The following is a 25,441-nucleotide window of genomic DNA, read 5'->3' on the forward strand; positions in this document are numbered from 1 at the left end:
GACGAGGGTGCGCTTAACGGTGTTAAATTGTCAAGGTGGCTACGACGAAACTGGACCGGACCCGCGTGGCGCGCACCGCGCTCGAGCTGCTGAACGAGACGGGGCTCGAAGGGCTGACCCTGCGCGCCATCGCCCAGCGCCTCGATGTGAAGGCACCCGCGCTGTACTGGCACTTCAAGGACAAGCAGGCGCTGCTCGACGAGATGGCGACCGAGATGATGCGGCGCATGGGCGAGGATTTCCTGTCCACGCCCGACCCGGACTGGCGCACGGCGCTCACCGCCGCGATGCGCGGCCTCCGCGCCCACCTGCTGGGCTACCGCGACGGCGCCAAGGTCTTCAGCGGTACGCGCTACACGGACCTGTCGTACGCGGCGCCCCTCGAAACCCATCTGCGGGCGCTCGGCGATGCGGGATTCGCGCCGGGCGCGGCGGTACGGGCCTGGTTCACCGTGTACAGCTACACGATCGGGTACGTCATCGAGGAGCAGTCCACGGGCCCGGCTCGGCGCGGCGGCAGAGAAGGCGACGAAGGCTACGACCTCGTGGCGCGCGCCGAGCGCCTCGCCGCGTACCCGCTGGCCGCCGCGGCGGGCGAGGAGATGTTCCGCTCGCACGACCGCGGCTTCGAGGAGGGTCTCGCCGCGGTCGTGGCGGGGATCGGGGCGACGCTCGCTGCTTCCGGCGCTGCTCCCGGCGCTGCTTCCGGCGCTACTTCCGGCGAGCGGGAGCGGGAGAGGGAGCGGTAGCGGTGGTCAGGCTGCGGTTGAGGCCGTTGCGGATCAACGGGGTCAGCCGCTCCTCCACGTACCGGTTCAGGAGCCACGCGAGGGCCAGCATCGCGGCGACGGTCAGGCCGAGCGTCGCGTACGACGGCAGCCCCAGATGGCGGTGCAGCACCTCCACCGTCACCCAGCCCAGGTGCTCGTGCACCAGGTAGAACGGGTACGTCAGCGCGCCGGCCACGGTCAGCCAGCGCCAGTTCGCCCGGTCCAGGCGGCCGAGCGCGATCAGCAGCACCGCGGCGAAGCCCGCCGTCACCACCGCCATGATCCCGACCGAGGAGCGGTACGAGAAGAAGTCCGGGTTCGGGGCGTGCCACAGCCGGTCGACCGCGTAGTGCTGGCCGATCAGCCAGCTCACGCCGGTGATGCCCCACGCCGTCAGGTCGCGGCGGTCGCGGTGGATCAGATAGATGCCGATGCCGCCGACGAAGAACGGCGCGTACTCCGGCATCAGGACCAGGTCGAGCAGCGGCTGGTCCGCGGCCTCCGCGACGGCCGCGGCCAGGGTCCACACCGCGCAGAACAGCACGACGCGCGCGCGGGTCGCGCCCGGCATGACCACACACAGCGCGAACAGCGCGTAGAAGCGCAGCTCGGCCCAGAGGGTCCAGCACACGCCGAGCACCCGGTCCGCGCCCAGCGGCTGCTGCAGCATGGTGAGGTTGACCAGCGCGTCACTGGGCGAGACGGCCTTGTACGCGACGGCTGGCAGTGCGAAGACGGCCGTCACCAGGACGATCGCCGCCCAGTACGACGGCAGCAGGCGGGAGGCCCGGGAGGCGAAGAACGAGCGCAGGGGCCTGCCCCAGCCGCTCATGCAGATGACGAAGCCGCTGATCACGAAGAAGATCTGCACGCCCAGGCAGCCGTAGGCGAACCACTCGCTGGCCGTGGGGAACTGCTGCTTCGGCGAGCTGCCCCAGGCCTCGGTTATCTCGCCGTCACGGCCGCCGTAGTGGTAGGCGGCGACCATGAGCGCGGCGACGAGCCGCAGCCCGTCGAGAGCGCGCAGCCGGGGCTTCCCGCGGGCGGGCCGCGGGGCCCGAAGGGTGTGCGGCGCCGCGGATTCCGCTCCCGGTGAGAGCTTCGGGAGCGTTATGTCGGGGGAGGTCATCCGAGCGCGGTCCGCTTGAGCGAGCGCTGTACGGAACGGGCTCGGCGGGCGACCCGGCGGACGGCCGCGTTGCGCGGGATGAAGGCCAGCTGCGAGGGGACGGCGCCGGGCAGCGCGAGCGCGGTGAGGCGGCGCCGCTTGAAGTAGCGCCAGGTGGCGGCCGAGAGGTGGCGCGCGAGGTAGCGCTCGGCGTCGGGGCGGAGCCGGGGGTAGATCTGCGGCTGCATCGCGAAGCCGACGGCCTTGAGGAGGTTCGTCAGCTCGCCGGTGCCGAGGCCCGGTGCCCGCGCGGTGACGGCGGCCCGGTCGGTGAGCTCGGGCAGCAGGGCGTCGACGATGGTGACCGGGACGCGGTTGCTGTTCTGGTAGGGCGCGAGGCGCTCCAGGAGGAGGTTCGTGCCGGTGCGGGCGACGGGCAGGTCGTAGAGCGCGGACGCCGTGAGCAGGGCGGTGGAGAAGCAGCCGACGACGAGCGCGGGCCGCATCCGCTGGTAGAGGACCTCGGCGAGCACGGGGGTGTCGAGCACCGTCAGCTCGACGCCGATCGTCTGCGCCTCCTTCTCCAGGGCGCGCGACCAGCGGGCCGGCGCGGTGGGGTGGGGCTTGAACACCACGCGCGTGTGGCCGAGTTCCGCGGCGCCGCGCACCATGCGGATGTGCAGCTCCTCCTCTTCCTCGGGGGTGAGGATGGAGAGGGCGGAGAGGTACTGGCCGAGGACGAGGACGGGCGCCTCGATGTCCGGCAGCACGGTGCCCTCGCCGCCCTCGTCGCCCTCGTCCGCTTCGGCGAGTTCACCGAGCACCTTCACGAACGCGTCCGTCGGCACCACCTCCGGCTCCACCCCGAACTCGGTGAGGAGCAGCGGCGTGAGGCCCGGCACCAGGTCCAGGTGCAGCAGGCGCCGCACACGGGTGCCGACCAGCGGGTCGAGCTTGTTGCGGGTCGGGCCGTAGCTCATCAGGCCGTCGGCGTAGACGTCGACGGGGACGCCGGGGAAGATCTGTGCGAGGGCGAGCGCGGGGTTGACCTGGATCGACTCGACGGCCAGCTCGACGGCGTCGTCACCGAGGCCCCAGAGCAGCCGGACGTAACGCTCCCACAGCACGACGTCGTCGCCGCGCGGGGCCCAGCCGCCCGGGTGGAAAGGGGCGATGGTCTCGTTCCAGGACCGCACCTCGTCGAACCGGCCGCGCAGCCGCTCGAAGCCGGGCATCTCGTCGAGGGGCGTCGTCGTCTCGGGCGTCGCCGCGTTGTTGCTGACCAGGAGGATGCGGCGGTCGGCGGGGCCGAAGCGGTCGGCGTCCAGGGCCGCGGCCAGCGTCGCGGCGCCGTACAGCGTGGACGCCAGGAAGATCTGCGTCGTACGGCGCGACGCCTGCGGGGTCGCCATTACGCGGCCACCTCCGCCGACGCCGGACGCCGGCGCAGCCTGCGCAGCCGGGTCGCCCGCTGGACGTCCATGGAGTCGAGCGCGTCGTCCAGAACGCCCTGCGGCATCCGCTTCAGCGCGGCCGCACTCATTGACTTCAATTTCCGCGCCACGGATGGCTCGAACCTTTCGATGGATCCCAAATGGTGGGAGATGATCGCGCAGTAGGTGCGCACGGCCTTCGGCAGGAGTTCGTCCGCGTCCCGGTCAGCCGCTGTTTCCCGTACGACCTGGTCGAATGCCTTGATGAAATCGAGCTGGCGTACGTCGCCGATCTGTGTCAGTGACGAGGCGACCCCGCGCCGGTAGAACACCCCGAGAAGACCAACCGCGGCGAAGGATTCCGCCTCCCGGTGCAGCCGCCAGATCCAGGGGCGGTCCTCCGCGGTGCGCAGGCCGTCGGTGAAGTGCAGCAGCCCCGCGTCGGCGAGCCTGCGGTGGTAGATGCCCGCCCACGCGTACGCGTAGTCGACGGACGTCGACCGGTCGGCGGGCAGTATCACGTCGCGCGGATTCAGCACGACGCCGCGCCTGCCGTGCGGGACACGGTGCACGGTGCGGGCCCGCGCGGTGCACTGCACATGGTCGGTGCGCACGAAGTCGCAGCCCAACTGCTCGATGGCGGCGACGAGTTGCGAGAAGTAGCCGGGCGCGAGCCAGTCGTCACCGTCCAGGAAGGTGAGGTACTCGCCGCGGGCCGCGTCGAGGCCCGTGTTGCGGGCGGTCGCGAGGCCGCCGTTCGTCTCATGTCTGAGATGGACGGCGCCGGGCAGCTCGCGCGCCGCACGCTCCAGGATGTCCGGAGTCTCGTCGCGCGAGCAGTCGTCGACGAGAATGAATTCGAAGTCGTCACGTGCGTTCGCACGCAGACTCCTCAAGGTGTCGGGCGCGTATTGCTGCACGTTGTAGAACGGCACGATGACGGAGAGCTTAACCACGTGGGTGACGTTAGGTGTCGGCCCGTGATTCGTGTCGACCCGCAGCGGTATGCCAGGTGAACGACGCGTGGCGGAATGGTTAACCAGGCTGCCGGACCGGCTTTTCCGGGGCCGATTCGCCATTCGTCGGCGTGCTGTTAACCGTTTGTTGCACCTGAGTTGGGCCGCGAATCGAAATGCCTTCCTAGCGTCTGGGACGTGCAAGGAAGTCATCGAAACCCGCTGCGGGTCGCCGTGCTCGCCGACTCCGACACACGATGGAAATGGGGCGCTCTCACAGCGAACCGCATCGTGTCGGACGGTCGGCTCAGCGGCTTCCTGCTCCGCGGCCGGGCCACTCCCACCCCCCGGCAGCTCGACGAAGTGGGCGTCCGCGCGGATTCACTGCGCGAGGTCACCGCCGTCGAGTTCCTGCGCGAGATGGAGCGGGACGCACCCGACGTGATCGTGCTCGCCCTGGTGGGCGGGGCGGTCCAGGCGGTGCTGCACGGACTCGCCCGCGTCACGCAGGACGCCCGCCTCACCGGCGCCACCAGGAAGCGGCCCGTCGTCGTCACCGGCTATGTCGGCGTCGTCTACGAGAAGCTCGCCGACGGCCTCCTCCTGCGGCACGGCGCGGACGTCGTCCTCGCCAACTCCCGCCAGGACGCGGAGCGCTTCCGCGCGGTGTACGAAGGAGTGGGCGCCGACGGGTCGGCGGTGACGGAGGCCGCGCTGCCCTTCCTCGGCGGCGCGCCCTACGCGGAGCACGACCCGTACACCGTCGTCTTCGCCGCCCAGCCCTCCGTGCCGGAGACCGCGGCGCACCGCACCTACCTGCTGCGCCGCCTCGCCGAGCACGCCAGGCTGCACCCCGACCGCGAGGTCCTGCTCAAGCTGCGCAGCAAGCCCGGCGAGCACACCACGCACATCGAGGAGCTGCCCTACCAGAAGCTGGCGCAGCGCGTCGACGGCGGCCTGCCCGCCAACTGCCGCCTCGTCTACGGCCACATGGGCGAGGTCCTCGACCGCACCGACCTCCTCGTCACCGTCAGCTCCACGGCCGCGCTCGAATCCCTGCACCGCCGCATCCCCACCGCCGTCCTCACCGACCTCGGGGTGCGCGAGGCGCTCGGCAACCACCACTTCACCGGCTCGGGCTGCCTCGCCTCCTGGGACCAGCTGGACGCGGGCCACCTGCCCGAGCCCGACGAGAGGTGGCTGGCCCGGCAGGGCGTCGCCGCCGACGGGGCGTACGAGAAGGCCTTCGACGCGGCACGCGAGCGCGTCACGGAGCTGCTCGCCGACGCGGCCGCCGGCGGGCTCCCGCCCCTCCAGCCCTACTACAGCCTCACCACCGCCCGCGGCTATCTGCCCGGCATCCTCGCCCGCCACCACCTCGGCCCCGACGGCACCCCGCTGCCGGGCGCCCCCACGCCCGGCAAGGACCCCGGCCCCGTACGGCAGATCGTGCGCCGCGCGGCCCGTGGCGCCTACCGCCACGGAGTGCAGCGCGTGGCCCCCGTCATCCGGCGGATGGGCGAGCTGTGAGCCCCGGGCGAGCCGAGCGCACCCACCCCCTCCAAGGAGCCCCCATGCCCCTCCCCGACCCCGCGAGCGCGCAGGACCGCCGCGTGCTCGCCGTCATCCCCGCCCGCGGCGGCTCCAAGGGCGTGCCCGCCAAGAACCTCGCCCCGGTCGGCGGCGTGCCGCTGGTGGCCCGCGCCATCCGCGAGTGCCTCGCCGCCCGGCTCGTCACCGACGTCGTCGTCTCCACCGACGACCACGTGATCGCCGAGGCCGCCCGCGCCGCCGGCGCCGAAGTGGTCCTGCGCCCCGCCGCGATCGCCGGGGACACCGCGACCAGCGAGGCCGCCGTGCTGCACGCGATGGACGCCCACGAGGAGCTGCACGGCACGACCGTCGACGTCGTCCTGCTCGTGCAGTGCACCAGCCCCTTCCTCACCCACGAGGACATCGACGGGGTGGCGTCGGCCGTCGCCGAGCACGGCGCCGACACGGCCGTCACGGTGGCGCCCTTCCACGGCTTCATCTGGCGCGACGCGGCCGACGACGCCGACAACTCCACCGAGGTCCCCGCCCAGCGCACGGACACCCGCGGCGGCACGGCGATGCTCGCCAACTCCAAGCGGATCCACGGCGGTTACGGCGTCAACCACGACAAGTCGTTCCGCCCGCGCCGCCAGGACCGCCCCCAGGACCTCCTGGAGACCGGTGCCGCCTACGCGATGGACGCGGCCGGCTTCCGCACCGAGAAGCACCGCTTCTTCGGCCGCACCGAGCCCGTCCGCACCGACCCCGCGCGCGTCCTCGAGGTCGACGACCCGCACGACCTCGCCCGCGCCCGCGCGCTCGCCCCCCTCTTCGACGCGGCCCGTCCCGGGGACGCGGCCGCCCTCCCGACCGCCGCCGACATCGACGCGGTCGTCCTCGACTTCGACGGCACCCAGACCGACGACAGGGTGCTGATCGACTCCGAGGGACGGGAGTTCGTCTCCGTGCACCGCGGGGACGGCCTCGGCATCGCGGCCCTCCGCAGGAGCGGCCTGCACATGCTGATCCTGTCCACGGAACAGAACCCGGTCGTCGCCGCGCGCGCCAGGAAGCTCAAGCTTCCCGTCCTGCACGGCATCGACCGCAAGGACCTCGCACTGAAGCAGTGGTGCGAGGAACAGGGCATCGCTCCCGAGCGCGTGCTCTACGTCGGCAACGACGTCAATGACCTCCCGTGCTTCGCCCTCGTGGGCTGGCCCGTGGCGGTCGCGAGCGCCCACGACGTCGTACGCGGCGCCGCACGCGCGGTCACCACCCTCCCCGGCGGTGAAGGCGCGATCCGAGAGATCGCCACCTGGATCCTCGGCCCCTCTCTCGACTCCCTCCACAATTAAGGACTGTTCCCACCATGAGCAACATCACCTCCATCGGCGCCAACTCCCGTCTCCGCCGCTTCGGTTCGAAGACGGCCGGTCCCGGTCAGCCCGTGTACATCACCGGTGAGATCGGCATCAACCACAACGGCGACCTGGAGAACGCGTTCAAGCTGATCGATGTGGCCGCCGAGGCCGGCTGCGACGCGGTGAAGTTCCAGAAGCGCACCCCGGAGATCTGCACCCCGCGCGACCAGTGGGACATCGAGCGCGACACCCCCTGGGGCCGCATGACGTACATCGACTACCGCCACCGCGTGGAGTTCGGCGAGGCCGAGTACCAGGCCATCAGCGAGCACTGCGCCAAGCGCGGCATCGACTGGTTCGCGTCCCCGTGGGACACCGAGGCCGTCGCCTTCCTGGAGAAGTTCGACCTGCCCGCCCACAAGGTCGCCTCCGCCTCCCTCACCGACGACGAGCTGCTCCGCGCCCTGCGCGCCACGGGCCGCACGATCATCCTCTCCACCGGCATGTCGACCCCGAAGCAGATCCGCCACGCGGTGGAGGTCCTCGGCTCCGACAACATCCTGATGTGCCACGCCACGTCGACCTACCCGGCGCAGGCCGAGGAGCTCAACCTCCGCGTCATCAACACCCTCCAGGCCGAGTACCCGAACGTCCCGATCGGCTACTCCGGCCACGAGACCGGCCTCCAGACAACGCTCGCCGCCGTCGCCCTCGGCGCCACCTTCGTCGAGCGCCACATCACCCTCGACCGCGCCATGTGGGGCTCCGACCAGGCCGCCTCCGTCGAGCCGCAGGGCCTCACCCGCCTCGTCCGCGACATCCGCACCATCGAGGCGTCCCTCGGCGACGGCGTCAAGAAGGTCTACGAGTCGGAGCTCGGCCCCATGAAGAAGCTCCGCCGCGTCGCCGGCGTCGTCGCCGAGAGCGAGAACTCCTCGGACGCCGAGCCGGTCGCGGTCTGAACCTCTTACCGGGAGACGGACATACGACGATGAGCCCCCGAGTCGGCCGGGCCGACGACACCACGGCCCCGGCCGGGGCCGCCACGACGCTCGCGTTCGTGGAGAGCCCGGTCCAGCTGCTGAACGTCCTGGAGTGGGCGCACTCCGCGGCAGCCACCGGCCCGGCCGGGGGCCTCACCGTCGTCGTCCTGTCCCCGAACGACCCCATGACACGCGGCCAGCTGCGCCGCATGGCCCAGCTCGCCCGCGAAGAGGGCGTCGAGGTCCGCTGGGAGGAGGCGCGCGGCGGCGCGTCGGCTCCCTTCCAGACCATCGGGGGCCTCGCGGGCCCCCTGCGCAGGGCCGACCGGATCGTCATCGGCGACCCGTTCTCCCGCTACGTACAGCTCCTCCTCACCATCACCAGGGCCCGCTCCCTGGCCGTGGTGGACGACGGCACGGCCACGATGGAGTTCATCTCCCAGCTGGCCCGCGGCGAGCGGCTCCAGCGCTGGCACCGCAAGGGCGGCCGGCCGGGCCCCCGCGACCTGGTCTTCGCCCCGGTCTCGGCCTCGGCGCGGCGCCGCCTCACCCCGGGCGGCACCCGCACCGTGGAGGTCTTCTCCGCGATGCCGATCGACAGCGCGCCCGACGGCGTGACCGTCTCCGTCAACACCTTCGCCTGGACCAGGGAACGCTTCGGCCCGCCCCGCATCACGCGCGGCGCCGACCTGGTGGGCACCTCACTGGTGGAGACGGGCGTGGTCGACCCGGACCGCTACGTCGAAGCGGTCCGCGCCCTCTCCCGCGCCCACGGTGCCAACCGCTACTTCGCCCACCGCCGCGAAAGCTCCGAGAAACTCCACCGGCTCGCGGTCGAGACGGGCCTCCAGGTGGTCCGCCCGGACCTCCCCCTCGAACTCATCGCCCGCCGCGGCCCCGTCGGCCGCACCATCCTCAGCTTCCCCTCCACCGTCGTCCACACCCTGCCGCTCGCCCTGGCGGGCACGGAGGTGAAGGTGGCGGTCTGCGACATCGACCCGGCCTGGCTCACAGAGACGGCGTCACCACGCGCCCAGGGCTTCCTCTCCGGCGTCACGGGCACGGCCCGCGACGTGCACCGGCTGTCCTCGGTACGACACGGGGCGGCCGCCACCGGCTGAAGTCCCTTACGTACCGCCACTACCGCTGAAGTTCCGCACGTACCGCCGCTGCCACGGCGTCTCCACCGCGTGCCGGTCGTAATGCGCCCGTACATAGGAGACGGCTTCGTCCGCGGGCACCCCGTCGAGGACGGCGATGCACGCCAGCGCCGTCCCGGTCCTGCCGCGCCCGCCCCCGCACGCGACCTCGACCCGCTCCCCGGCGGCCCGCTCCCACGCCTCGCGCAACACCTCCCGCGCGAGCTCCCGGTCCCCGGGAAGCCGGAAGTCGGGCCACCGCAGCCACCGCGCCTCCCAGGGGACGCCGGGCGGCTCCTTCCCGAGCAGATACACACCGAGGCCCGGCACATCCCCCTCCGGCAACGGCCGCCGCAGCCCCCGCCCCCGGACCAGCCGCCCGGAGGGCAACCGGAGAACACCGGGGGCAGCGGCCTGCCAGCTCACTGTCGTCACGCCACGGTTCTCGTCCATGACCTCAGTCTCACGCGTGGGCTCCGCCGGCGTACAGGGTTTGTCATGGGCGCCCCGCAGCATCGAGGACGGGCACCTCGTCCCCGGCGGCCGGGGCCCCGGCCGCCACCAGCGCACTCCGCCGCCCGCGCAGCCCGAACGCACTGATCAGCGCCGCCAGCAGCGCCGCCGCCAATGGCACCCAGAGCGCGGCCCGATAACCGTCGAGCAGCGCCGCAGGTGAAGTCGACGTCGTGGCCGCGACGTTGACCGCCGTGACCGTCGAAAGCCCGACCGCCGCGCCGAACTGGAAGGACGTGTAGAGCAGTGCGCCCGCCAGGCCCTGCTCCTCCTCCGCCACGCCTTCCGTGGCGACGATCGTGAGTGGGCCGTACGCCAGGGAGAACGCGGTACCGAGGATGATCAGGCTGGGGAACATCATCGCGTACGTCCAGTCGGGGCCGACCGGCAGGAACAGGGCGTATGCCAGCGCGGCGAGCAGCAGGCCGCCGAAGATCACCCGGGCGTTGCCGAAGCGGGCCACCAGGCGGGGCGTGAGGACGGGGGAGAGGATCGCGTCGACCCCGATGACGATCATCGCGAAGCTGGTCTGCAGCGTCGACCAGTCCCGCAGCTCCTGGAGGTAGAGGACGACCAGGAACTGGAAGCCGAAGAAGCCCGCGGCGAAGAGCAGCCCGGAGAGGTTGGCGCGGACCAGTGGGCCGCTCCGCAGGATGCCGAGGCGGACCAGCGGGGCCGGCGCGCGGCGCTCGATCGCGACGAACGCGGCCAGCAGGGCGAGCCCGGCGCCGACCGTGAGCGCCGTCCACCCGAAGGCGGTGTGCGCGGCGCGCTCCACGCCGAGGACCAGCAGCACGATGGCGGCGGTGATCGTGAGCCCGCCCGCCAGGTCGACGCTCTGCCCGGCGCGGTCCGGCCGCGGCGAGCGGGGCACCAGCGCGAGGGCGGCGAGCAGGATCACCGCGGACAGCACGACGGGCGCGAAGAACACCCACCGCCAGCCGAGCTGGGTGAGCAGCCCGCCGACGACCAGACCGATGGAGAAGCCGCCGGCGGCCGTGCCGGAGTAGAAGAGCAGCGCCTTGTTGCGCCGCGGCCCCTCCTCGAATCCGGTGGTGATGATGGACAGCCCCGCGGGCGTCATGAACGCCGCGGCGATCCCCGTGACGAAGCGGGCGACGATCAGCATCCAGCCCTCGGTGGCGAGGCCGCCGAGCCCGGAGAAGACGAGGAAGACGGCGAGCCAGAGGACGAACATCCGGCGGCGCCCGAAGAGGTCGGCGGCCCGCCCGCCGAGCAGCATGAACCCGCCGTACCCGAGGACGTACGCGCTCATGACCCACTGGAGCGAGCCGGTGGACAGGCCGAGGTCGGCGCGGATGGAGGGGAGGGCGACGTTGAGCATCGCGACATCGATGCCCTCGAGGAAGATCGCGCCGCAGAGGACGAGGAGGACGCCCCACTCGCGGCCGGTGAGGGGTCTGTCGGGGGACTGGTGCGCGTGCGGCGCGTGGTTTTCGCTCATGCCGACACCCTCGGCCGGGCGCGGTCGCGGAACAACGGCGAACATCGCAACGTTCGTTCAGCCAGGCTGACCGATACGGAACGACCTGGGGGTACGGCGATGGAACGCGACGAACTGGAGTGCTTCTTGCTCCTCGCCGAGGAGCTGCACTTCGGCCGCACGGCCGAGCGCATGCGGCTGTCCAGGGCCCGGGTGAGCCAGCTCGTGCAGCGCCTCGAACGCCGCGTCGGGTCACCGCTGTTCATCCGCACCAGCCGCCGCGTGGCCCTCACCTCGCTCGGCCGCCAGCTGCGCGCCGACCTCGAACCGCACCACCGCGGCATCGAGGACGCCCTGGCGCGGGCCGTGGCGACGGCCCGCGGCATCGACTCCGTCCTGCACGTGGGCTTCGACAACCCCCTCACCGGCGAGATCGTGATGAGGACGACGGAGGCCCTGCGCGTCAGCCACCCCGGCCTGGCCGTGGAGGTGTGCGAGGTGCCGCTCGGCGATCCGTACGGGCAGTTGCGCAAGGGCGAGTTCGACGTGCAGCTGACGGAGTTCCCCGTACGGGAGGAGGACCTGCGCGGAGGGTCGGTGCTGCTCGCGGAGGACCGGGTCCTCGCCCTGCCCGCGAGCCACGCCCTGGCGGCCAGGTCCTCCGTGACCCTGGAGGACCTGGCCGACGTCCCCCTCCTCACCATCGCCGGCGAGGTCCCGGACTACTGGCTCGACCACCACGTCCCGTCCACCACCCCGAGCGGCCGCCCCATCGGCCGCGGCCCCGGCGTGACGAACATGCAGGAGGCCCTGACGCTGGTGGCCGGGGGCAAGGGCGCCCTCCTGGCCCCTGCCCACACCGCCACGTACTTCGCCCGCCCCCGCATCGCCTACGTCCCCCTCACGGACGCGGAGCCGACGGCCTACGGCCTGGTCTGGCGCAGGGACCAGGAAACGGGCGCGGTGGCGGCCTTCGCACGGACGGCACGAGAAATTTCCGCTTCCTAGCGCGCGACCGGTCACATCTCCCCGCCGGGCTCCGTCAGTGCACCGAGAGCAGGCACCACGACACGAGGAGATGGCCATGGAAACGCGTTCGATCACGGCAGAGGTCCCGATGGCGCCCCGGATGGCCCAGGACCCCGCGCAGCTCGTCCCCGAGCTGGCGGACGTCTCGGCGGCACTGTTCCGGGCCACCGGCAACGGCTCGGTGCCGCGCCCGACGATCGGCCTGGTGCAGCTGCGCGCCGGGCAGATCGTCGGCAGCACCTATCTGACCGTGCTGCACACCGGCTTCCTGCGGAAGGGCGGCGTGCCGGAGGAGAAGATCACGTCGGTCGCGTCCTGGCAGGATTCGCCGTACTTCACCGGCCCCGAGCGGGCCGCGCTGGCGCTCGTGGAGGCCGTGCTCCAGCCGGCCGCCCACGGCGAGAGGGTCTCCGACGAGCTGTACGCCGAAGCGGCCGAGCACTACGACCCCAAGGCGCTCGCCACCCTGATGTTCGCGATCGGTCAGGTCAACTTCTTCATCGCCGTGGCACTGGTGGCCAAGCCCGTGCCGGGGCGGTCGTTCTCCGACCCGTGGGGGTGAGGCCGGCTCCCCCGGACGGCGGAGGCATCTGGGCCTCGATGAGGACGTGGGGCACCCGTGCCCGGCGGGAGCATCGGACGCATGCCGATGAAAATCACCGCGCTGCCCGACGTCCCCCGCTGGGCCGCCCTCGCCGCGCACGCCGTGCCGCTCGTCACACTGCCCTCGGGGCTGTGGCGGGTGGCCCTCGTCGCCGGGCTCCCCGTGGCCGCGGAACCGCAGCGAGGAGTGGGGGAGGCCGTGTACATCCTGCTGCTCAGCGTCGTGTCCGAGGGGCTGGCCCTGCTCACGCTCGGTCTGGTGCGCGAGTGGGGTGAGGTCGTCCCCGCGTGGGTACCCGTGCTCGGCGGGCGGCAGATCCCGCCGCCGGCCGCCGTCGTACCGGCCCTGCTCGGCGCGGCCGGGCTCTTCGGGCTCCTGGGCTGGGCCTGCTACGCCCAGGTCGCCGGACTGGGGAGCGAAACGGGTGTGACGGGCGGAACAGCGCAAACCGCACTACTCGTGTTCTGCTATATACCGCTGATCGCGTGGCCGCCCTTGCTCACAGCGGTCGCCCTCGCCTACTACAGGCGCCGGACGACTTGCGCATCCCCGAGGCGGCGTAAATCTCTACCCATCCCGATCGGCGGCCATGCGCCACGAGGCCAGTAATTCTTCCCCTATCGGGCTGAACTTTTGTTGATCGTGGGTTAGTTGGCCGTTGCATCGCCTTACCCTTCAGAGGGTGAACCAACTGATGTCCCGTGCGTCCGAAGAGGTGTCCGACGGCGTGTCCGGAACGGAGTCCGCACCTGCGGAAACACTCCCCGGCACGCTGCCCGAAGCGCTGCGTGCCGAACTGGTCGCTTTCCGTCGCGACCTCCACATGCACCCCGAGCTCGGCAACCAGGAGTTCCGTACCACCGCGGCCATCAAGGCCCGCCTCGAGGAGGCGGGCCTCGAGCCCCGTGTGCTCCCCACCGGCACGGGGCTCGTCTGCGACATCGGCGCGCACCCCGTGGCGGCGGGCGGCCCCGCCGGGGGCGGCGCGCACGGCGTGCGGCCCATGCTCGCCCTGCGCGCCGACATCGACGCGCTGCCCATCCCGGACACCAAGCTCGGGGTGCCGTACCGCTCCACCGTGCCCGACCGCGCCCACGCCTGCGGGCACGACGTGCACACCACCGTCGTCCTCGGCGCCGGACTCGTCCTCGCCGATCTTGCGAGGAAGGGGCAGCTGCCCTTTCCGGTGCGGTTGATCTTCCAGCCCGCCGAGGAGGTCCTGCCGGGCGGCGCCACCGAGGTCATCGCGTCGGGCGCCCTCGACGGCGTCGGCAAGATCATCGCCGTGCACTGCGACCCCCGGGTCGACGCGGGCCGCATCGGCCTGCGGCACGGCCCCATCACCTCCGCCTGCGACCGCTTGGAGGTCTCGCTCGACGGACCCGGCGGGCACACCGCGCGCCCGCACCTCACCACGGACCTCGTCACCGCCGCCGCCAAGGTCGCCACCGAGGTGCCCGCCCTGGTCGCCCGCCGCGTCGACGCCCGCTCCGGCCTCTCGGTGACCTGGGGCCGCATCGAGGCGGGCCACGCGCCGAACGTCATCCCGCAGCACGCCGAGCTCTCCGGCACCGTGCGCTGCCTCGACCTCAGGGCCTGGCGGGAGGCGCCGGACCTGCTGCACGGCGCCGTGCAGGAGGTCGCCGACATGTACCGCGCCAAGTCCGGCATCAACTACATCCGCGGCGTGCCCCCCGTCGTCAACGACGGCGCGGTCGCCGACCTCCTGCGCGACGCGATGTCCGAGCGACGCGGCCCGCACTCCGTCGAGGACACCGAGCAGAGCCTCGGCGGCGAGGACTTCTCCTGGTACCTGGAGCACGTGCCGGGCGCCATGGCCCGGCTCGGCGTGCGCGTCCCGGGCGAGCACACCGTCCGCGACCTCCACCAGGGCGACTTCGACGTGGACGAGGCGGCGATCACGGCAGGCGTCGAACTCTTCACCGCCGCAGCGCTGTTGGACGCGGTGAGCTAGCGGCACGGCACGGCATGACGGCGGGGCCGGTTGCGCGGGGCGTGAGCCCGTCGGCGTAACCGGCCCCCGTCGCGTGGAGCACGAAAAGCACGAAGGGGTAACGGCATCGCGAAAACCCGTTCCCCTCCCTTTCTACGCGCGTTAATGTGCGCCGAAATCAGCGCCGTACGCGGCGCGTTGGCGATCAAGGGGTGCTCCTGTGCGTCGTCTCTCTTCGAAATCGCGGAAATCTCGCGCCACTCACATCACCGCCGCCTTCGCGGTCCTCGCTCTCGCCGCGGCCGGCTGCGGCGAGACGAGCAACGAGGCCTCGCAGGACGACAACCGCAAGGACAAGGGCTCCGCCGGCTCCTCGTACAAGGGCAAGGGCATCGGACTCGCGTACGACATCGGCGGGCAGGGCGACCAGTCCTTCAACGACGCCGCGTACGCGGGCTATGCGAAGGCCCGCAAGGAGTTCAAGATCGGTGGCGTGGACATGGAGCCGGGCGACGGCGAGTCCAGCGCCGACAAGGTCCAGCGCCTCGAACAGCTCGCGAGGCAGGGCTACGACCCGGTCATCGGCGTCGGCTTCGTCTACGCGCCCGCGGTGGAGGCGGCGGCCAAGAAGTTCCCCGACACCACCTTCGGGATCATCGACGACAACACCGTGAAAGCGGACAACGTCGCCGACCTGGTCTTCCACGAGGAACAGGGCTCCTATCTGGCGGGCGTCGCCGCCGCCAAGGCGACCAAGGCCAAACACGTCGGATTCGTGGGCGGCGTGGACATTCCGCTCATCCACAAATTCGAGGCCGGATTCGTGCAGGGCGTGAAATCCGTCGATCCCAAGATCAAAATTGAGAAGCGGTATCTGACCGAGAAGCCCGAGGAGGGCGGATTCTCCAGCCCGGACCGCGGGCAGAACGCGGCGAGCGGTCAGATCGAGGCCGGCGCGGACGTGATCTACCACGCGGCGGGCCTCTCGGGCCAGGGCGTCATCCAGGAGGCAGGCTCGCAGAAGAAGTGGGCCATCGGCGTCGACTCGGACCAGTACAAGCAGAAGGCCCTCGCCAAGTACAAGGACTACATCCTCGGCTCCGCGTTCAAGGACGTCGGCGGCGCGGTCTACGACCTGACGAAGTCGGTCGTCGAGGGCAAGCCGATGAAGGGCGAGCAGCGCTACGACCTCAAGTCGGGCCGCGTCGGCTTCTCCGACTCGAATCCGAAGTACCGGGAGATGAAGGACGTCGTCGCCGCCGTGGAGAAGGCCGAGAAGGACATCGTCGGCGGCAAGGTCGAGGTGAAGATCGTTCCGTAGCGCACGGTCCGGGACGTTTTACGTAGTACTGCGTGTGACGACTGGGCGCCCCCATCAAGGGGGCGCCCACCCGTCGTTCGGCTGTCCGACACCCGGTGGCCACAGCTCGATAACGGACCGGACAGAAGGGTTCTTATGTCAGGTCTACGCGCGTTACGCTGCGGCGAAATCAGCGCCGGGTGAGGCGCTCGAACGTGCTTGTGCTTGCTTGTACTAAGGAGTTCGTCTCTATGCGCCGGGTGTCTCGAATAGCTGTCGCGGGCGCCGCGACCGCCGCTCTTGCCGTAACCGTCTCCGCCTGTGGTGGCACGTCCAGCGACGCCGCCGCGAGCAAGGACGACAAGAACAAGGGCGTCGCCATCGCCTACGACGTCGGCGGCGCCGGCGACCAGTCCTTCAACGATGCCGCCACCGAGGGCATGAAGAAGGCCGCCAAGGAGTTCAAGACGGGCGAGAAGGCCGTCGAGCCCGTCGACGGCGAGTCCGACGCCGACAAGACGCAGCGCCTGACGCAGCTCGCCAAGCAGGGCTACAACCCGGTCATCGGCGTCGGCTACGCGTACGCGCCGGCGATCAAGGAGGTCTCGGAGCAGTTCCCGAAGGTCACCTTCGGCATCGTCGACGACGAGACCGTCAAGGCCGACAACGTCTCCGACCTGGTCTTCAGCGAGCAGGAGGCGTCCTACCTCGCGGGCGTCACCGCCGCCAAGACCACCAAGTCCAAGACCGTCGGCTTCGTCGGCGGCGTGGACGTCCCCCTCATCCACAAGTTTGAGGCGGGCTTCGCGCAGGGCGTCAAGGACACCGACCCCAAGGTCAAGGTCGTCAAGCAGTACCTGACGGAGAAGGCCGAGGACGGCGGCTTCACCAGCCCCGACAAGGGCAAGACCGCCGCCCAGGGCCAGATCGAGAAGGGCGCCGACGTGGTCTACCACGCCGCCGGCCTCTCCGGTCAGGGCGTCATCGAGGCCGCCGCCGCCAAGAAGATCTGGGCGATCGGCGTCGACTCCGACCAGTACAAGCAGGACGCCCTCGCCAAGTACAAGAAGTACATCCTGACCTCGGCGACCAAGGACGTCGCGGGCTCCGTGTACAACCTGGCGAAGGCCGTCGAGGACGGCACCGCCAAGGGCGGCGTCGTCCGCGCCGACCTGAAGTCGGGCGGTGTCGCGCTCGCCGAGTCGAACCCCGAGTTCATGAAGATGAAGGACGTCCAGGCGGCCCTGAAGAAGGCCGAAGAGGGCATCAAGAGCGGCAAGATCAAGGTCAAGACCAAGCCGTAAGGCGGCAGTTGATCCGACGACTGCCGTAACGGCAGCGTGATTCTCGTGCGACGGGGTGTGGGGGACGATGGTTCACCCGCGCCCCGTTCGCGCGAGCCATATTTCAGCAGCAGGGGCACTGCGCGCGTAGGCGGCCCCTTTCCTTCAGGCCCTTCGGGCCTTCTGGCCCCCGAGGAGAGTGCGCCATCGACGCGTCCACCAACCCTCCGCCCGTCGCCGTCGAACTCGTCGGCATCACCAAGCGCTTCCCCGGAGTCGTCGCCAACCACGACATCCACCTGACCGTCCGCAAGGGCACCGTGCACGCCCTCGTCGGTGAGAACGGCGCGGGCAAGTCGACCCTGATGAAGATCCTCTACGGCATGCAGAAGCCGGACGAGGGCACCATCACTGTCGACGGCGAGCAGGTCGCCTTCGGCAGCCCCGCCGACGCCATCGCCCGCGGCATCGGCATGGTGCACCAGCACTTCATGCTCGCCGACCAGCTCACCGTCCTCGAGAACATCGTGCTCGGCAGCGAGAAGCTGCACGGCATCGGCGGCGCCGCCCGCCGCACGATCCTCGACCTCTCCGACCGCTACGGCCTCGGCGTGCGCCCCGACGCGTACGTGGAGGACCTCGGCGTCGCCGACCGGCAGCGCGTGGAGATCCTCAAGGTCCTCTACCGCGGCGCCACCACGCTGATCCTCGACGAGCCGACGGCCGTGCTCGTGCCGCAGGAGGTCGACGCGCTCTTCGACAACCTCCGCGAGCTCAAGGCCGAGGGCCTCTCCGTCATCTTCATCTCGCACAAGCTCGGCGAAGTCCTGTCCGTCGCCGACGACATCACCGTCATCCGGCGCGGCACGACGGTCGGCACGGCGATCCCGTCCGAGACGACCCCGCGCCAGCTCGCCGAGCTGATGGTGGGCAGCGAACTCCCCACCCCCGAGACGGCGGAGTCGACGGTCACCGACCGCCCGATGATCCAGGTCGAGGGCCTCAAGCTGCTCGCCGAGGGCGACTCGGGCCGCGCGCTGCTCGACGACATCTCCTTCACGATCCACGAGGGCGAGGTCCTCGGCATCGCGGGCGTCGAGGGCAACGGCCAGACCGAGCTGATCGACGCGCTCATCGGCCTCAAGCACGCCGACTCCGGCGTCATCCGCATGGCCGGCGAGGACATCACCGGCACGGCGACCCGCAAGCGGCGCGAGGACGGCATCGGGTACATCCCCGAGGACCGCCACCGCCACGGCCTCCTCCTGGAGTCCCCGCTGTGGGAGAACCGCATCCTCGGCCACGTCACCGAGAAGCCCAACGCACGCGGCTTCTGGCTCGACCCCAAGGGCGCGCAGGCCGACACCCGCCGCATCGTCGAGGAGTACGACGTCCGTACGCCCGGCATCGACGTGACGGCGGCCTCCCTCTCCGGCGGCAACCAGCAGAAGCTGATCGTCGGCCGCGAGATGAGCCACCACCCGCGCTTCCTGATCGCCGCCCACCCCACCCGCGGTGTGGACGTCGGCGCGCAGGCGCAGATCTGGGACCAGATCCGCGAGGCCCGCCGCGAAGGCCTGGCCGTGCTGCTGATCTCCGCCGACCTGGACGAGCTGATCGGCCTCTCCGACACGCTCCGCGTGATCTACCGCGGCCGGCTCGTGGCGGACGCCGACCCGTCCACCATCACGCCGGAAGAGCTCGGCTCGGCGATGACCGGTGCCGCGTCGGGTCACTTGGAGCACGTGGAAGAAGACGCCCCGGAGGACGAGGCCCGATGAAGAAGTTCGACAAGGAGCGCGTGCTCCTCGCGGTGGCCGGACCGGTCATCGCGCTGATCGCGGCCGTGGCGCTGACCTCGGTCGTGCTGCTCGCGTCGGGCAAGAGCCCGATCGAGCCGTACAGCCTGATGCTGGAGCAGGCCACCTTCTCCGACGTGCAGGTGCTGATCCTCAACCAGGCCGGCATGTACTACCTGGCGGCGCTCGCGGTGGCCATCGGCTTCCGCATGAACCTGTTCAACATCGGCGTGGACGGCCAGTACCGGCTCGCCGCGATGGCCACCGCCGTTGTCGGCACGCACCTCGCGCTGCCGTCGTTCCTGCAGATCCCCGTGCTCATGCTGGTCGCCATGCTCACCGGCGCCTTCTGGGCCGGCATCGCGGGCGTCCTCAAGACCACCCGAGGTGTCAGCGAGGTGGTCGCCACGATCATGCTCAACGCCATCGCGACGAGCGTCATCGCCTACCTCACCCTCACCGAGAACTTCGGCGTCCCGGTCGGCAACAACCAGACCACCGGCGTGATGGAGAAGTCCGGCTGGTTCCCCGGCATCAAGGTGGCGGGCGGCGAGATCTACGGCTTCGTGGTCGTCGCGGTCCTCGCCGGCGTCCTGTACTGGCTGGTCCTCAACCGCACCCGGTTCGGCTTCGACCTGCGCGCCACCGGCGCCTCCGAGTCGGCCGCCGCCGCCTCCGGCGTCAACGCCAAGCGCATGGTGCTCAGCGCGATGCTGATCTCCGGCGCGGTGTCGGGCCTCGCGGGCCTGCCGATCCTGCTCGGCGACACCCACACGTACAGCCTCTCCTTCCCCGCGGGCCTCGGCTTCACCGCCATCGGCATCGCACTCCTCGGCCGCAACAACCCCGTCGGCATCGCCTTCGCGGCGCTGCTCTGGGCCTTCCTCGACAAGGCGTCGCCCGCCCTCGACTACGCCCAGCCCGAGGCGTACGACAAGGAGATCGCGGTGATCATGCAGGGCCTCATCGTGATTGCGGTCGTCGTCTCCTACGAGGAGGTGCGCCGCTGGGGCCTGCGCCGCCAGCAGCGCCGCGTCGGTGAGGAACTGGCCGCCGCCGCCCGGGCGAACGGCAACAACGACTCCGTGAAGGAGGTGGCTGCCCGATGAGCTCGGCAACCGTCGCCAAGCCCTCGGCCAAGCAGCCCGCGCCGGGCCGCCGCCGCATCTCGCTCCCCGTGCTCCTGCTGGTCATCGCGGGCGTCCTGGTGCTGACCTCCGTGGTCCGCATGATCACCGGCGCCGACGGCATCACGTCCACCGGCCAGATGTCCACGGCGCTCAAGCTCGCCGTGCCGATCGGCCTCGCGGGCCTCGGCGGCCTGTGGGCCGAGCGCGCGGGCGTCGTCAACATCGGCCTCGAAGGCATGCTGATCCTCGGCACCTGGTTCGGCGCCTGGGCCGGCTTCCAGTGGGGCCCGTGGGTGGGCGTCCTGTTCGGCATCGCCGGCGGCGCGCTCGGCGGCCTGCTGCACGCGATCGTCACGATCACCTTCAACGTCAACCACATCGTCTCCGGCGTGGCCCTCAACATCCTGGCCCTCGGCGCCACCCGCTACCTCGCGACCTTCGCCTTCGAGGGCGAGGAGGGCGGTACGTCGAAGCAGTCGCCGCCCGTCGAATCGCTCGGCAACTTCTCCGTGCCGGGCCTCTCCGACTGGCTCGCCGACCTCAACGGCAAGCACTGGTTCCTGGTCTCCGACCTCGCGGGCCTGTTCGGCGGCCTGTTCACCGACCTCTCGCCGCTCACCGTCGTCGCGGTCGCCATGGTCCCGCTGAGCTGGTGGATCCTGTGGCGCACAGCGTTCGGCCTGCGGCTGCGCTCCTGCGGCGAGAACCCGATCGCCGCCGAGTCGCTCGGCGTCAACGTCTACAAGTACAAGTACCTGGCCGTGGTCATCTCCGGCGGCCTCGCGGGCCTCGGCGGCGCCTTCCTCTCGCTCGTCGCCTCCAACATCTACCTGGAGGGCCAGACCGGCGGCCGCGGCTACATCGGCCTCGCCGCGATGATCTTCGGCAACTGGATGCCGGGCGGACTCGCGCTCGGCGCGGGCCTGTTCGGTTACACCGACAGCCTGAAGCTCCGGGGTGGCGGCACCAACGTCCACGCGCTGCTCCTGCTCATCGCGATCCTGCTGGTCATCGGCGCGATCTACCTCGCGTGGCGCAAGCGATACGTCCCCGCGGTGATCACCGCGGCCGTCTCCGCGCTGATGTTCCTGTGGTACGGCTTGACCGACGAGGTGCCCAACCAGGTCGTCACCGCCACTCCGTACGTGGTGACCCTGCTGGTCCTCTCGCTCTCCGCCCAGCGGCTGCGGATGCCGAAGGCGGACGGAATGCCGTACCGGAAGGGGCAGGGCAAGTGACGACCGCCGCCGCGGACACCGACTGGGACTCCCTGCGGGAGGCCGCGCGCGAGGCCATGGCCCGCGCGTACGCGCCCTACTCGGGCTTCCCGGTCGGCGCCGCGGCCCTGGTCGACGACGGCAGGACCGTCTCCGGCTGCAATGTGGAGAACGCGTCGTACGGCCTCGGTCTCTGCGCCGAGTGCGGCCTGGTCTCGCAGCTCCAGCTGACCGGCGGCGGCCGCCTCACGCACTTCACCTGCGTGGACGGCAAGGGCGAGATCCTGATGCCGTGCGGCCGCTGCCGCCAGCTGCTCTACGAGTTCGGGGGGCCCGAGCTGCTCCTGGAGACGGCGTCGGGCGTGCGCACGCTCGCCGACATGCTCCCCGACGCGTTCGGTCCGCAGCACCTCAACTGAAGCCTGGCCCCCGTCTGTTGGCGGGGGCCTTCTTCGCGGTCGGGCTCTATGCGCGTAGAGTCTGGCCGGTACGACGCCGTAACTGCTGGAAGGACATGCCATGGACGTCATCTCCGTCATCCGCACCAAGCGCGACCGGGGCGAGCTCAGCGACGAGCAGATCGACTGGGTCATCGACGCCTACACCCGCGGCGCGGTCGCCGACGAGCAGATGTCGTCCCTCGCGATGGCGATCCTGCTCAACGGCATGAACCGCAAGGAGATCGCCCGCTGGACCGCCGCGATGATCGCGTCCGGCGAGCGCATGGACTTCTCCTCGCTGTCCCGCCCGACCGCCGACAAGCACTCCACCGGCGGCGTCGGCGACAAGATCACGCTGCCGCTCGCCCCGCTGGTCGCCGCGTGCGGCGCGGCCGTCCCGCAGCTGTCGGGCCGCGGCCTCGGCCACACCGGCGGCACCCTCGACAAGCTGGAGGCCATCCCCGGCTGGCGCGCGCTGCTCTCCAACGAGGAGATGCTGAGCGTCCTCGACGGCGTCGGCTCGGTCATCTGCGCGGCGGGCGACGGCCTGGCCCCCGCCGACAAGAAGCTCTACGCCCTGCGTGACGTCACCGGCACGGTGGAGGCGATCCCGCTGATCGCCTCGTCCATCATGTCGAAGAAGATCGCCGAGGGCACGGGTTCGCTGGTCCTGGACGTGAAGGTCGGCACCGGCGCCTTCATGAAGAACCTGGACGACGCGCGCGAACTGGCCTCGACCATGGTCGAGTTGGGCACGGACAGCGGTGTCCGTACGGTGGCCCTGCTCACGGACATGTCGACGCCGCTCGGCCTCACGGCGGGCAACGCCCTCGAGGTCCGCGAGTCGGTCGAGGTCCTCGCGGGCGGCGGCCCGGCGGATGTCGTCGAGCTCACCCTCGCGCTGGCCCGCGAGATGCTGGACGCGGCGGGCCTGAAGGACGCCGACCCGGCGAAGGCGCTGGCCGACGGCTCGGCGATGGACGTGTGGCGCCGCATGATCGCGGCGCAGGGCGGCGACCCGGACGCGGAGCTGCCGGTGGCACGGGAGCGGCATGTGGTCACCGCGCCGTCGTCGGGCGTGCTGACCCGCCTCGACGCGTACGACGTCGGCGTCGCCGCGTGGCGCCTCGGCGCGGGGCGTGCGCGCAAGGAGGACGTCGTGCAGGCGGGCGCGGGCGTCGAACTCCACGCCAAGCCGGGCGACTCCGTCGAGGCGGGCGCGCCCCTGATGACCCTGCACACGGACACGCCGGAGCGGTTCGCGTACGCGGTCCAGTCCCTGGAGGGTTCGTACGACATCGCTCCGGCGGGGACGGACTTCTCGCCGGGGGCGATCGTGCGGGACCGGATCGGCTGAGAGCTCGGCGGGCCCTTGGCGGGGCCTTGACCAGGGCGTACTCGTACGGGTGAACGGGATCGGTGGACCGCCGCCGGTCCCGTTCGGCATGCTGGGATCGGTGACGTACCGAAAGAGGAGACCGCCATGAGCGCACTCACCGTAGGCCATTGGCCCGGCCAGAGCTGGGACGACTTGCTCCGGCTCCGGGAGGAGATGGAGTGGCCCGAGGGCAGCAAGGTGGAGATCATCGATGGGGTCATCACCGTGTCACCTAGCCCTGCGAACCAGCACAACGTCATTGCGGAGAAGGTTCACCGCCGCCTCTATTCCGTAATCCCAGAGGACTGGGGGATCTACCAGACGCTGTCCGTTGCCGTGCCATCGAGGCTGGGCGTGTTCATCCCGGATCTTGTCGTGGTTCCTGTTGCGGAAGCCGGAGTCCCCGGCACCTACATTTCAGCGGGCGCCGCCGAACTCGTCGTCGAGGTGACATCACCGTCGAACGCCCACCACGACCGCATCAGTAAGCCCGCGAGCTACGCAGCAGCGGGTGTCCCCCTCTACCTCCTCATCGACCGCTGGGCCCCCGGCGGCCCTAAGGTCACCCTCTACGGCGAACCCCGAGGCGACGTCTACCGAACCCTGAGCGCCTGCAAGTTCGGTGAGGTCGTCAAGCTTCCCGAGCCCTTCGGGCTGGAGATCGACACCAGCGCGTTCCCCGTGGACTGACGCGGGCGGACCCCACCGTGGGCGCGGGCACCGATGAGTTCCGCCCACCGCTTCGGTCAACCCTGCGTGGCTGACTCCGAAGAGCACCTCATCCGAATCGAGGGACCCCTGCGCCCGGACGACATCCCGCGTCTGTGCGAGCAGGTGGCCGCCGCCCGGCACGGGCCCGGCGACGGCGCGGCGGGCGACGTGATCTGTGACGTCTCCGCCGTCACCACCGCCGACCTCACCACCGTCGACGCCATCGCCCGGCTGCACCTCGCCGCCCGCAGAGCCGGAAGCCGGATCCGGCTGAGGAACCCCAGACCCGGACTGCACGCCCTCCTCGGACTCGTCGGGATCGTCGAACTGCTCGGCCTAGTCGTCGAGATGGAGGGGCACGCCGAACAGCGGGAACCACCGCTGGGTGTCCAGGAAGCAGTGGAAGCCGGCGATACGGCCCTCTGAGATCTCCACGACCTGGATCGACCAGGGCATGAAGCCGCCGTTGTCGGGGTCGGGCTTGTACTGCGCGAAGCCCGGTGTGCCGTTCACCTGCACCGGCAGGAGGCGGCCGTTGGCACACGCGGCGCCCATGGTGGACATGAAGCCCGTGATGTCCGCCGTGCCGCGCAGCCACAGGTCGAACGGCGGCATCGTCATGACGGCGTCCTCGGCGAGCAGCGCGGTGAGCGCCGCCATGTCATACCCCTCGAAGGCCGCCACATAGCGGTCGAGGAGCTTCTGCTGCTCCTCGTCGAGCGGATCGGAGACGGCCGTGTCGTCCGCCGGCCGCTCGGCGAGGGTGGCGCGGGCCCGCTGCAGCGCGCTGTTCACCGAGGCGACGGAGGTGTCGATCAGCTCGGCGACCTCGCTGGCCTTCCACGCGAGGACCTCGCGCAGGATCAGCACCGCACGCTGCTTGGGCGGCAGGCTCTGCAGCGCGGCGACGAACGCGAGGCGCACGGACTCCTTGGCGACCGCCGCCTCCGCGGGGTCGTGGAGCGACGGCAGGACGCGGGCGTCGGGCATCGGCTCCAGCCAGGTGTTGTCCGGGCGGGGGGTGAGCGCGGCCTGGGCCAGCGGGGCGGCGGCGGTCAGATCCATGGGGCGGGCGCGGCGATTGCCTGCGTTCAGCATGTCCAGGCAGACGTTCGTCGCGATGCGGTAGAGCCAGGAGCGGATGCTGGAGCGGCCCTCGAACTTCTCGAAGCTGCGCCAGGCGCGCACCATCGTGTCCTGCACGGCGTCCTCGGCCTCGAAGGCCGAGCCGAGCATCCGATAGCAGTACCCGGTCAGCTCGACCCGGTGTTTCTCCAGCGTGACGTCCAGCTCGGTCGTCGTCCCTGCGCTGTCGCTCATCCCAACCCACCCCTGGCTGCCGAACGGAGCCCGATG

The 25,441-nt window shown here is 71.0% G+C and carries 24 protein-coding genes; 18 read left to right on the plus strand and 6 right to left on the minus strand.

Annotation, left to right across the window (positions count from 1 at the left end):
* Positions 1 to 26 precede the first annotated feature (26 nt).
* Positions 27 to 749, plus strand: a complete 723-nt coding sequence (locus tag ACZ56E_RS07895) for a TetR/AcrR family transcriptional regulator C-terminal domain-containing protein (RefSeq protein WP_471213101.1) — start codon at positions 27 to 29, stop codon at positions 747 to 749.
* Here the strand turns inward: ACZ56E_RS07895 and ACZ56E_RS07900 are convergent.
* The 3 genes from ACZ56E_RS07900 to ACZ56E_RS07910 are packed head-to-tail and all read right to left on the minus strand — an operon-like array spanning position 712 to position 4,267.
* Positions 712 to 1,899 (minus strand): acyltransferase family protein, encoded by a 1,188-nt coding sequence (locus ACZ56E_RS07900; protein WP_471212207.1) that lies wholly within the window; start codon positions 1,897 to 1,899, stop codon positions 712 to 714. The two genes, ACZ56E_RS07895 and ACZ56E_RS07900, sit on opposite strands and share 38 nt — an antisense overlap.
* The gene (locus ACZ56E_RS07905) at positions 1,896 to 3,290 is read right to left on the minus strand and encodes a polysialyltransferase family glycosyltransferase (RefSeq protein WP_471212209.1); all 1,395 of its coding nucleotides are present in this window, start codon (positions 3,288 to 3,290) and stop codon (positions 1,896 to 1,898) included. The genes ACZ56E_RS07900 and ACZ56E_RS07905 overlap by 4 nt, the downstream gene beginning before the upstream one ends.
* A complete protein-coding gene (locus tag ACZ56E_RS07910; RefSeq protein ID WP_398300476.1) occupies positions 3,290 to 4,267 on the minus strand; it encodes a glycosyltransferase family 2 protein in 978 nt (325 codons plus the stop codon). Before ACZ56E_RS07910 ends, ACZ56E_RS07905 begins: the two co-directional genes overlap by 1 nt.
* Before the next feature lie 198 nt (positions 4,268 to 4,465).
* Here ACZ56E_RS07910 and ACZ56E_RS07915 point away from each other — a divergent pair, with 198 nt between their 5' ends.
* The 4 genes from ACZ56E_RS07915 to ACZ56E_RS07930 are packed head-to-tail and all read left to right on the plus strand — an operon-like array spanning position 4,466 to position 9,265.
* Positions 4,466 to 5,797 carry a DUF6716 putative glycosyltransferase gene (locus ACZ56E_RS07915; RefSeq protein WP_471212212.1) on the plus strand — a complete coding sequence of 444 codons (1,332 nt, stop codon included), beginning with the start codon at positions 4,466 to 4,468 and terminating at the stop codon, positions 5,795 to 5,797.
* A gap of 44 nt (positions 5,798 to 5,841) precedes the next feature.
* A complete protein-coding gene (locus tag ACZ56E_RS07920; protein ID WP_468604756.1) occupies positions 5,842 to 7,155 on the plus strand; it encodes a cytidylyltransferase domain-containing protein in 1,314 nt (437 codons plus the stop codon).
* Between the two features lie 14 nt (positions 7,156 to 7,169).
* Positions 7,170 to 8,123 carry an N-acetylneuraminate synthase family protein gene (locus ACZ56E_RS07925; RefSeq protein ID WP_398300482.1) on the plus strand — a complete coding sequence of 318 codons (954 nt, stop codon included), beginning with the start codon at positions 7,170 to 7,172 and terminating at the stop codon, positions 8,121 to 8,123.
* 29 nt (positions 8,124 to 8,152) lie between these two features.
* Positions 8,153 to 9,265, plus strand: coding sequence for a hypothetical protein (locus ACZ56E_RS07930; RefSeq protein WP_471212214.1), 1,113 nt, complete (start codon positions 8,153 to 8,155; stop codon positions 9,263 to 9,265).
* Positions 9,266 to 9,271: 6 nt separating this feature from the next.
* Here the strand turns inward: ACZ56E_RS07930 and ACZ56E_RS07935 are convergent, their stop codons facing one another.
* Positions 9,272 to 9,736 carry a protein-tyrosine phosphatase family protein gene (locus ACZ56E_RS07935; RefSeq protein WP_471212216.1) on the minus strand — a complete coding sequence of 155 codons (465 nt, stop codon included), beginning with the start codon at positions 9,734 to 9,736 and terminating at the stop codon, positions 9,272 to 9,274.
* Between the two features lie 43 nt (positions 9,737 to 9,779).
* Positions 9,780 to 11,261, minus strand: a complete 1,482-nt coding sequence (locus ACZ56E_RS07940) for an MFS transporter (protein ID WP_471212218.1) — start codon at positions 11,259 to 11,261, stop codon at positions 9,780 to 9,782.
* Between the two features lie 99 nt (positions 11,262 to 11,360).
* Here ACZ56E_RS07940 and ACZ56E_RS07945 point away from each other — a divergent pair, with 99 nt between their 5' ends.
* From ACZ56E_RS07945 to ACZ56E_RS08005, 13 genes are all read left to right on the plus strand, one after another.
* Positions 11,361 to 12,248 (plus strand): LysR family transcriptional regulator, encoded by an 888-nt coding sequence (locus ACZ56E_RS07945; protein ID WP_471212219.1) that lies wholly within the window; start codon positions 11,361 to 11,363, stop codon positions 12,246 to 12,248.
* A gap of 76 nt (positions 12,249 to 12,324) precedes the next feature.
* On the plus strand, positions 12,325 to 12,831 hold the full coding sequence (locus ACZ56E_RS07950; protein ID WP_471212220.1) for a carboxymuconolactone decarboxylase family protein: 507 nt from the start codon (positions 12,325 to 12,327) through the stop codon (positions 12,829 to 12,831).
* 81 nt (positions 12,832 to 12,912) lie between these two features.
* Entirely contained in the window at positions 12,913 to 13,482 is a 570-nt protein-coding gene (locus ACZ56E_RS07955) for a hypothetical protein (RefSeq protein WP_468604774.1), read from the plus strand.
* An 85-nt stretch (positions 13,483 to 13,567) separates the two neighbouring features.
* Positions 13,568 to 14,848 carry an amidohydrolase gene (locus ACZ56E_RS07960; protein WP_471213104.1) on the plus strand — a complete coding sequence of 427 codons (1,281 nt, stop codon included), beginning with the start codon at positions 13,568 to 13,570 and terminating at the stop codon, positions 14,846 to 14,848.
* A 199-nt stretch (positions 14,849 to 15,047) separates the two neighbouring features.
* Positions 15,048 to 16,148 (plus strand): BMP family lipoprotein, encoded by a 1,101-nt coding sequence (locus tag ACZ56E_RS07965; RefSeq protein WP_471212222.1) that lies wholly within the window; start codon positions 15,048 to 15,050, stop codon positions 16,146 to 16,148.
* A 230-nt stretch (positions 16,149 to 16,378) separates the two neighbouring features.
* The gene (locus tag ACZ56E_RS07970) at positions 16,379 to 17,431 is read left to right on the plus strand and encodes a BMP family lipoprotein (RefSeq protein WP_471212224.1); all 1,053 of its coding nucleotides are present in this window, start codon (positions 16,379 to 16,381) and stop codon (positions 17,429 to 17,431) included.
* Positions 17,432 to 17,616: 185 nt separating this feature from the next.
* Positions 17,617 to 19,191, plus strand: coding sequence for an ABC transporter ATP-binding protein (locus ACZ56E_RS07975; protein ID WP_471213105.1), 1,575 nt, complete (start codon positions 17,617 to 17,619; stop codon positions 19,189 to 19,191).
* Entirely contained in the window at positions 19,188 to 20,318 is a 1,131-nt protein-coding gene (locus tag ACZ56E_RS07980; RefSeq protein WP_471212227.1) for an ABC transporter permease, read from the plus strand. The genes ACZ56E_RS07975 and ACZ56E_RS07980 overlap by 4 nt, the downstream gene beginning before the upstream one ends.
* Positions 20,315 to 21,577, plus strand: coding sequence for an ABC transporter permease (locus ACZ56E_RS07985; protein ID WP_471212229.1), 1,263 nt, complete (start codon positions 20,315 to 20,317; stop codon positions 21,575 to 21,577). Before ACZ56E_RS07980 ends, ACZ56E_RS07985 begins: the two co-directional genes overlap by 4 nt.
* Entirely contained in the window at positions 21,574 to 21,975 is a 402-nt protein-coding gene (locus tag ACZ56E_RS07990; protein WP_471212231.1) for a cytidine deaminase, read from the plus strand. The genes ACZ56E_RS07985 and ACZ56E_RS07990 overlap by 4 nt, the downstream gene beginning before the upstream one ends.
* Before the next feature lie 100 nt (positions 21,976 to 22,075).
* Positions 22,076 to 23,353: a thymidine phosphorylase gene (locus ACZ56E_RS07995; protein ID WP_471212233.1), complete on the plus strand. Its 1,278-nt coding sequence runs from the start codon at positions 22,076 to 22,078 to the stop codon at positions 23,351 to 23,353.
* Positions 23,354 to 23,479: 126 nt separating this feature from the next.
* A complete protein-coding gene (locus tag ACZ56E_RS08000) occupies positions 23,480 to 24,064 on the plus strand; it encodes a Uma2 family endonuclease (protein ID WP_471212235.1) in 585 nt (194 codons plus the stop codon).
* Between the two features lie 66 nt (positions 24,065 to 24,130).
* Entirely contained in the window at positions 24,131 to 24,511 is a 381-nt protein-coding gene (locus tag ACZ56E_RS08005) for an STAS domain-containing protein (RefSeq protein WP_471212236.1), read from the plus strand.
* Here ACZ56E_RS08005 and ACZ56E_RS08010 read toward each other — a convergent pair.
* Positions 24,422 to 25,405, minus strand: a complete 984-nt coding sequence (locus ACZ56E_RS08010; protein WP_468604792.1) for a sigma-70 family RNA polymerase sigma factor — start codon at positions 25,403 to 25,405, stop codon at positions 24,422 to 24,424. The genes ACZ56E_RS08005 and ACZ56E_RS08010 overlap by 90 nt on opposite strands.
* Positions 25,406 to 25,441 lie beyond the last annotated feature (36 nt).

The organism is Streptomyces sp. NPDC039480 (genome assembly GCF_055597165.1).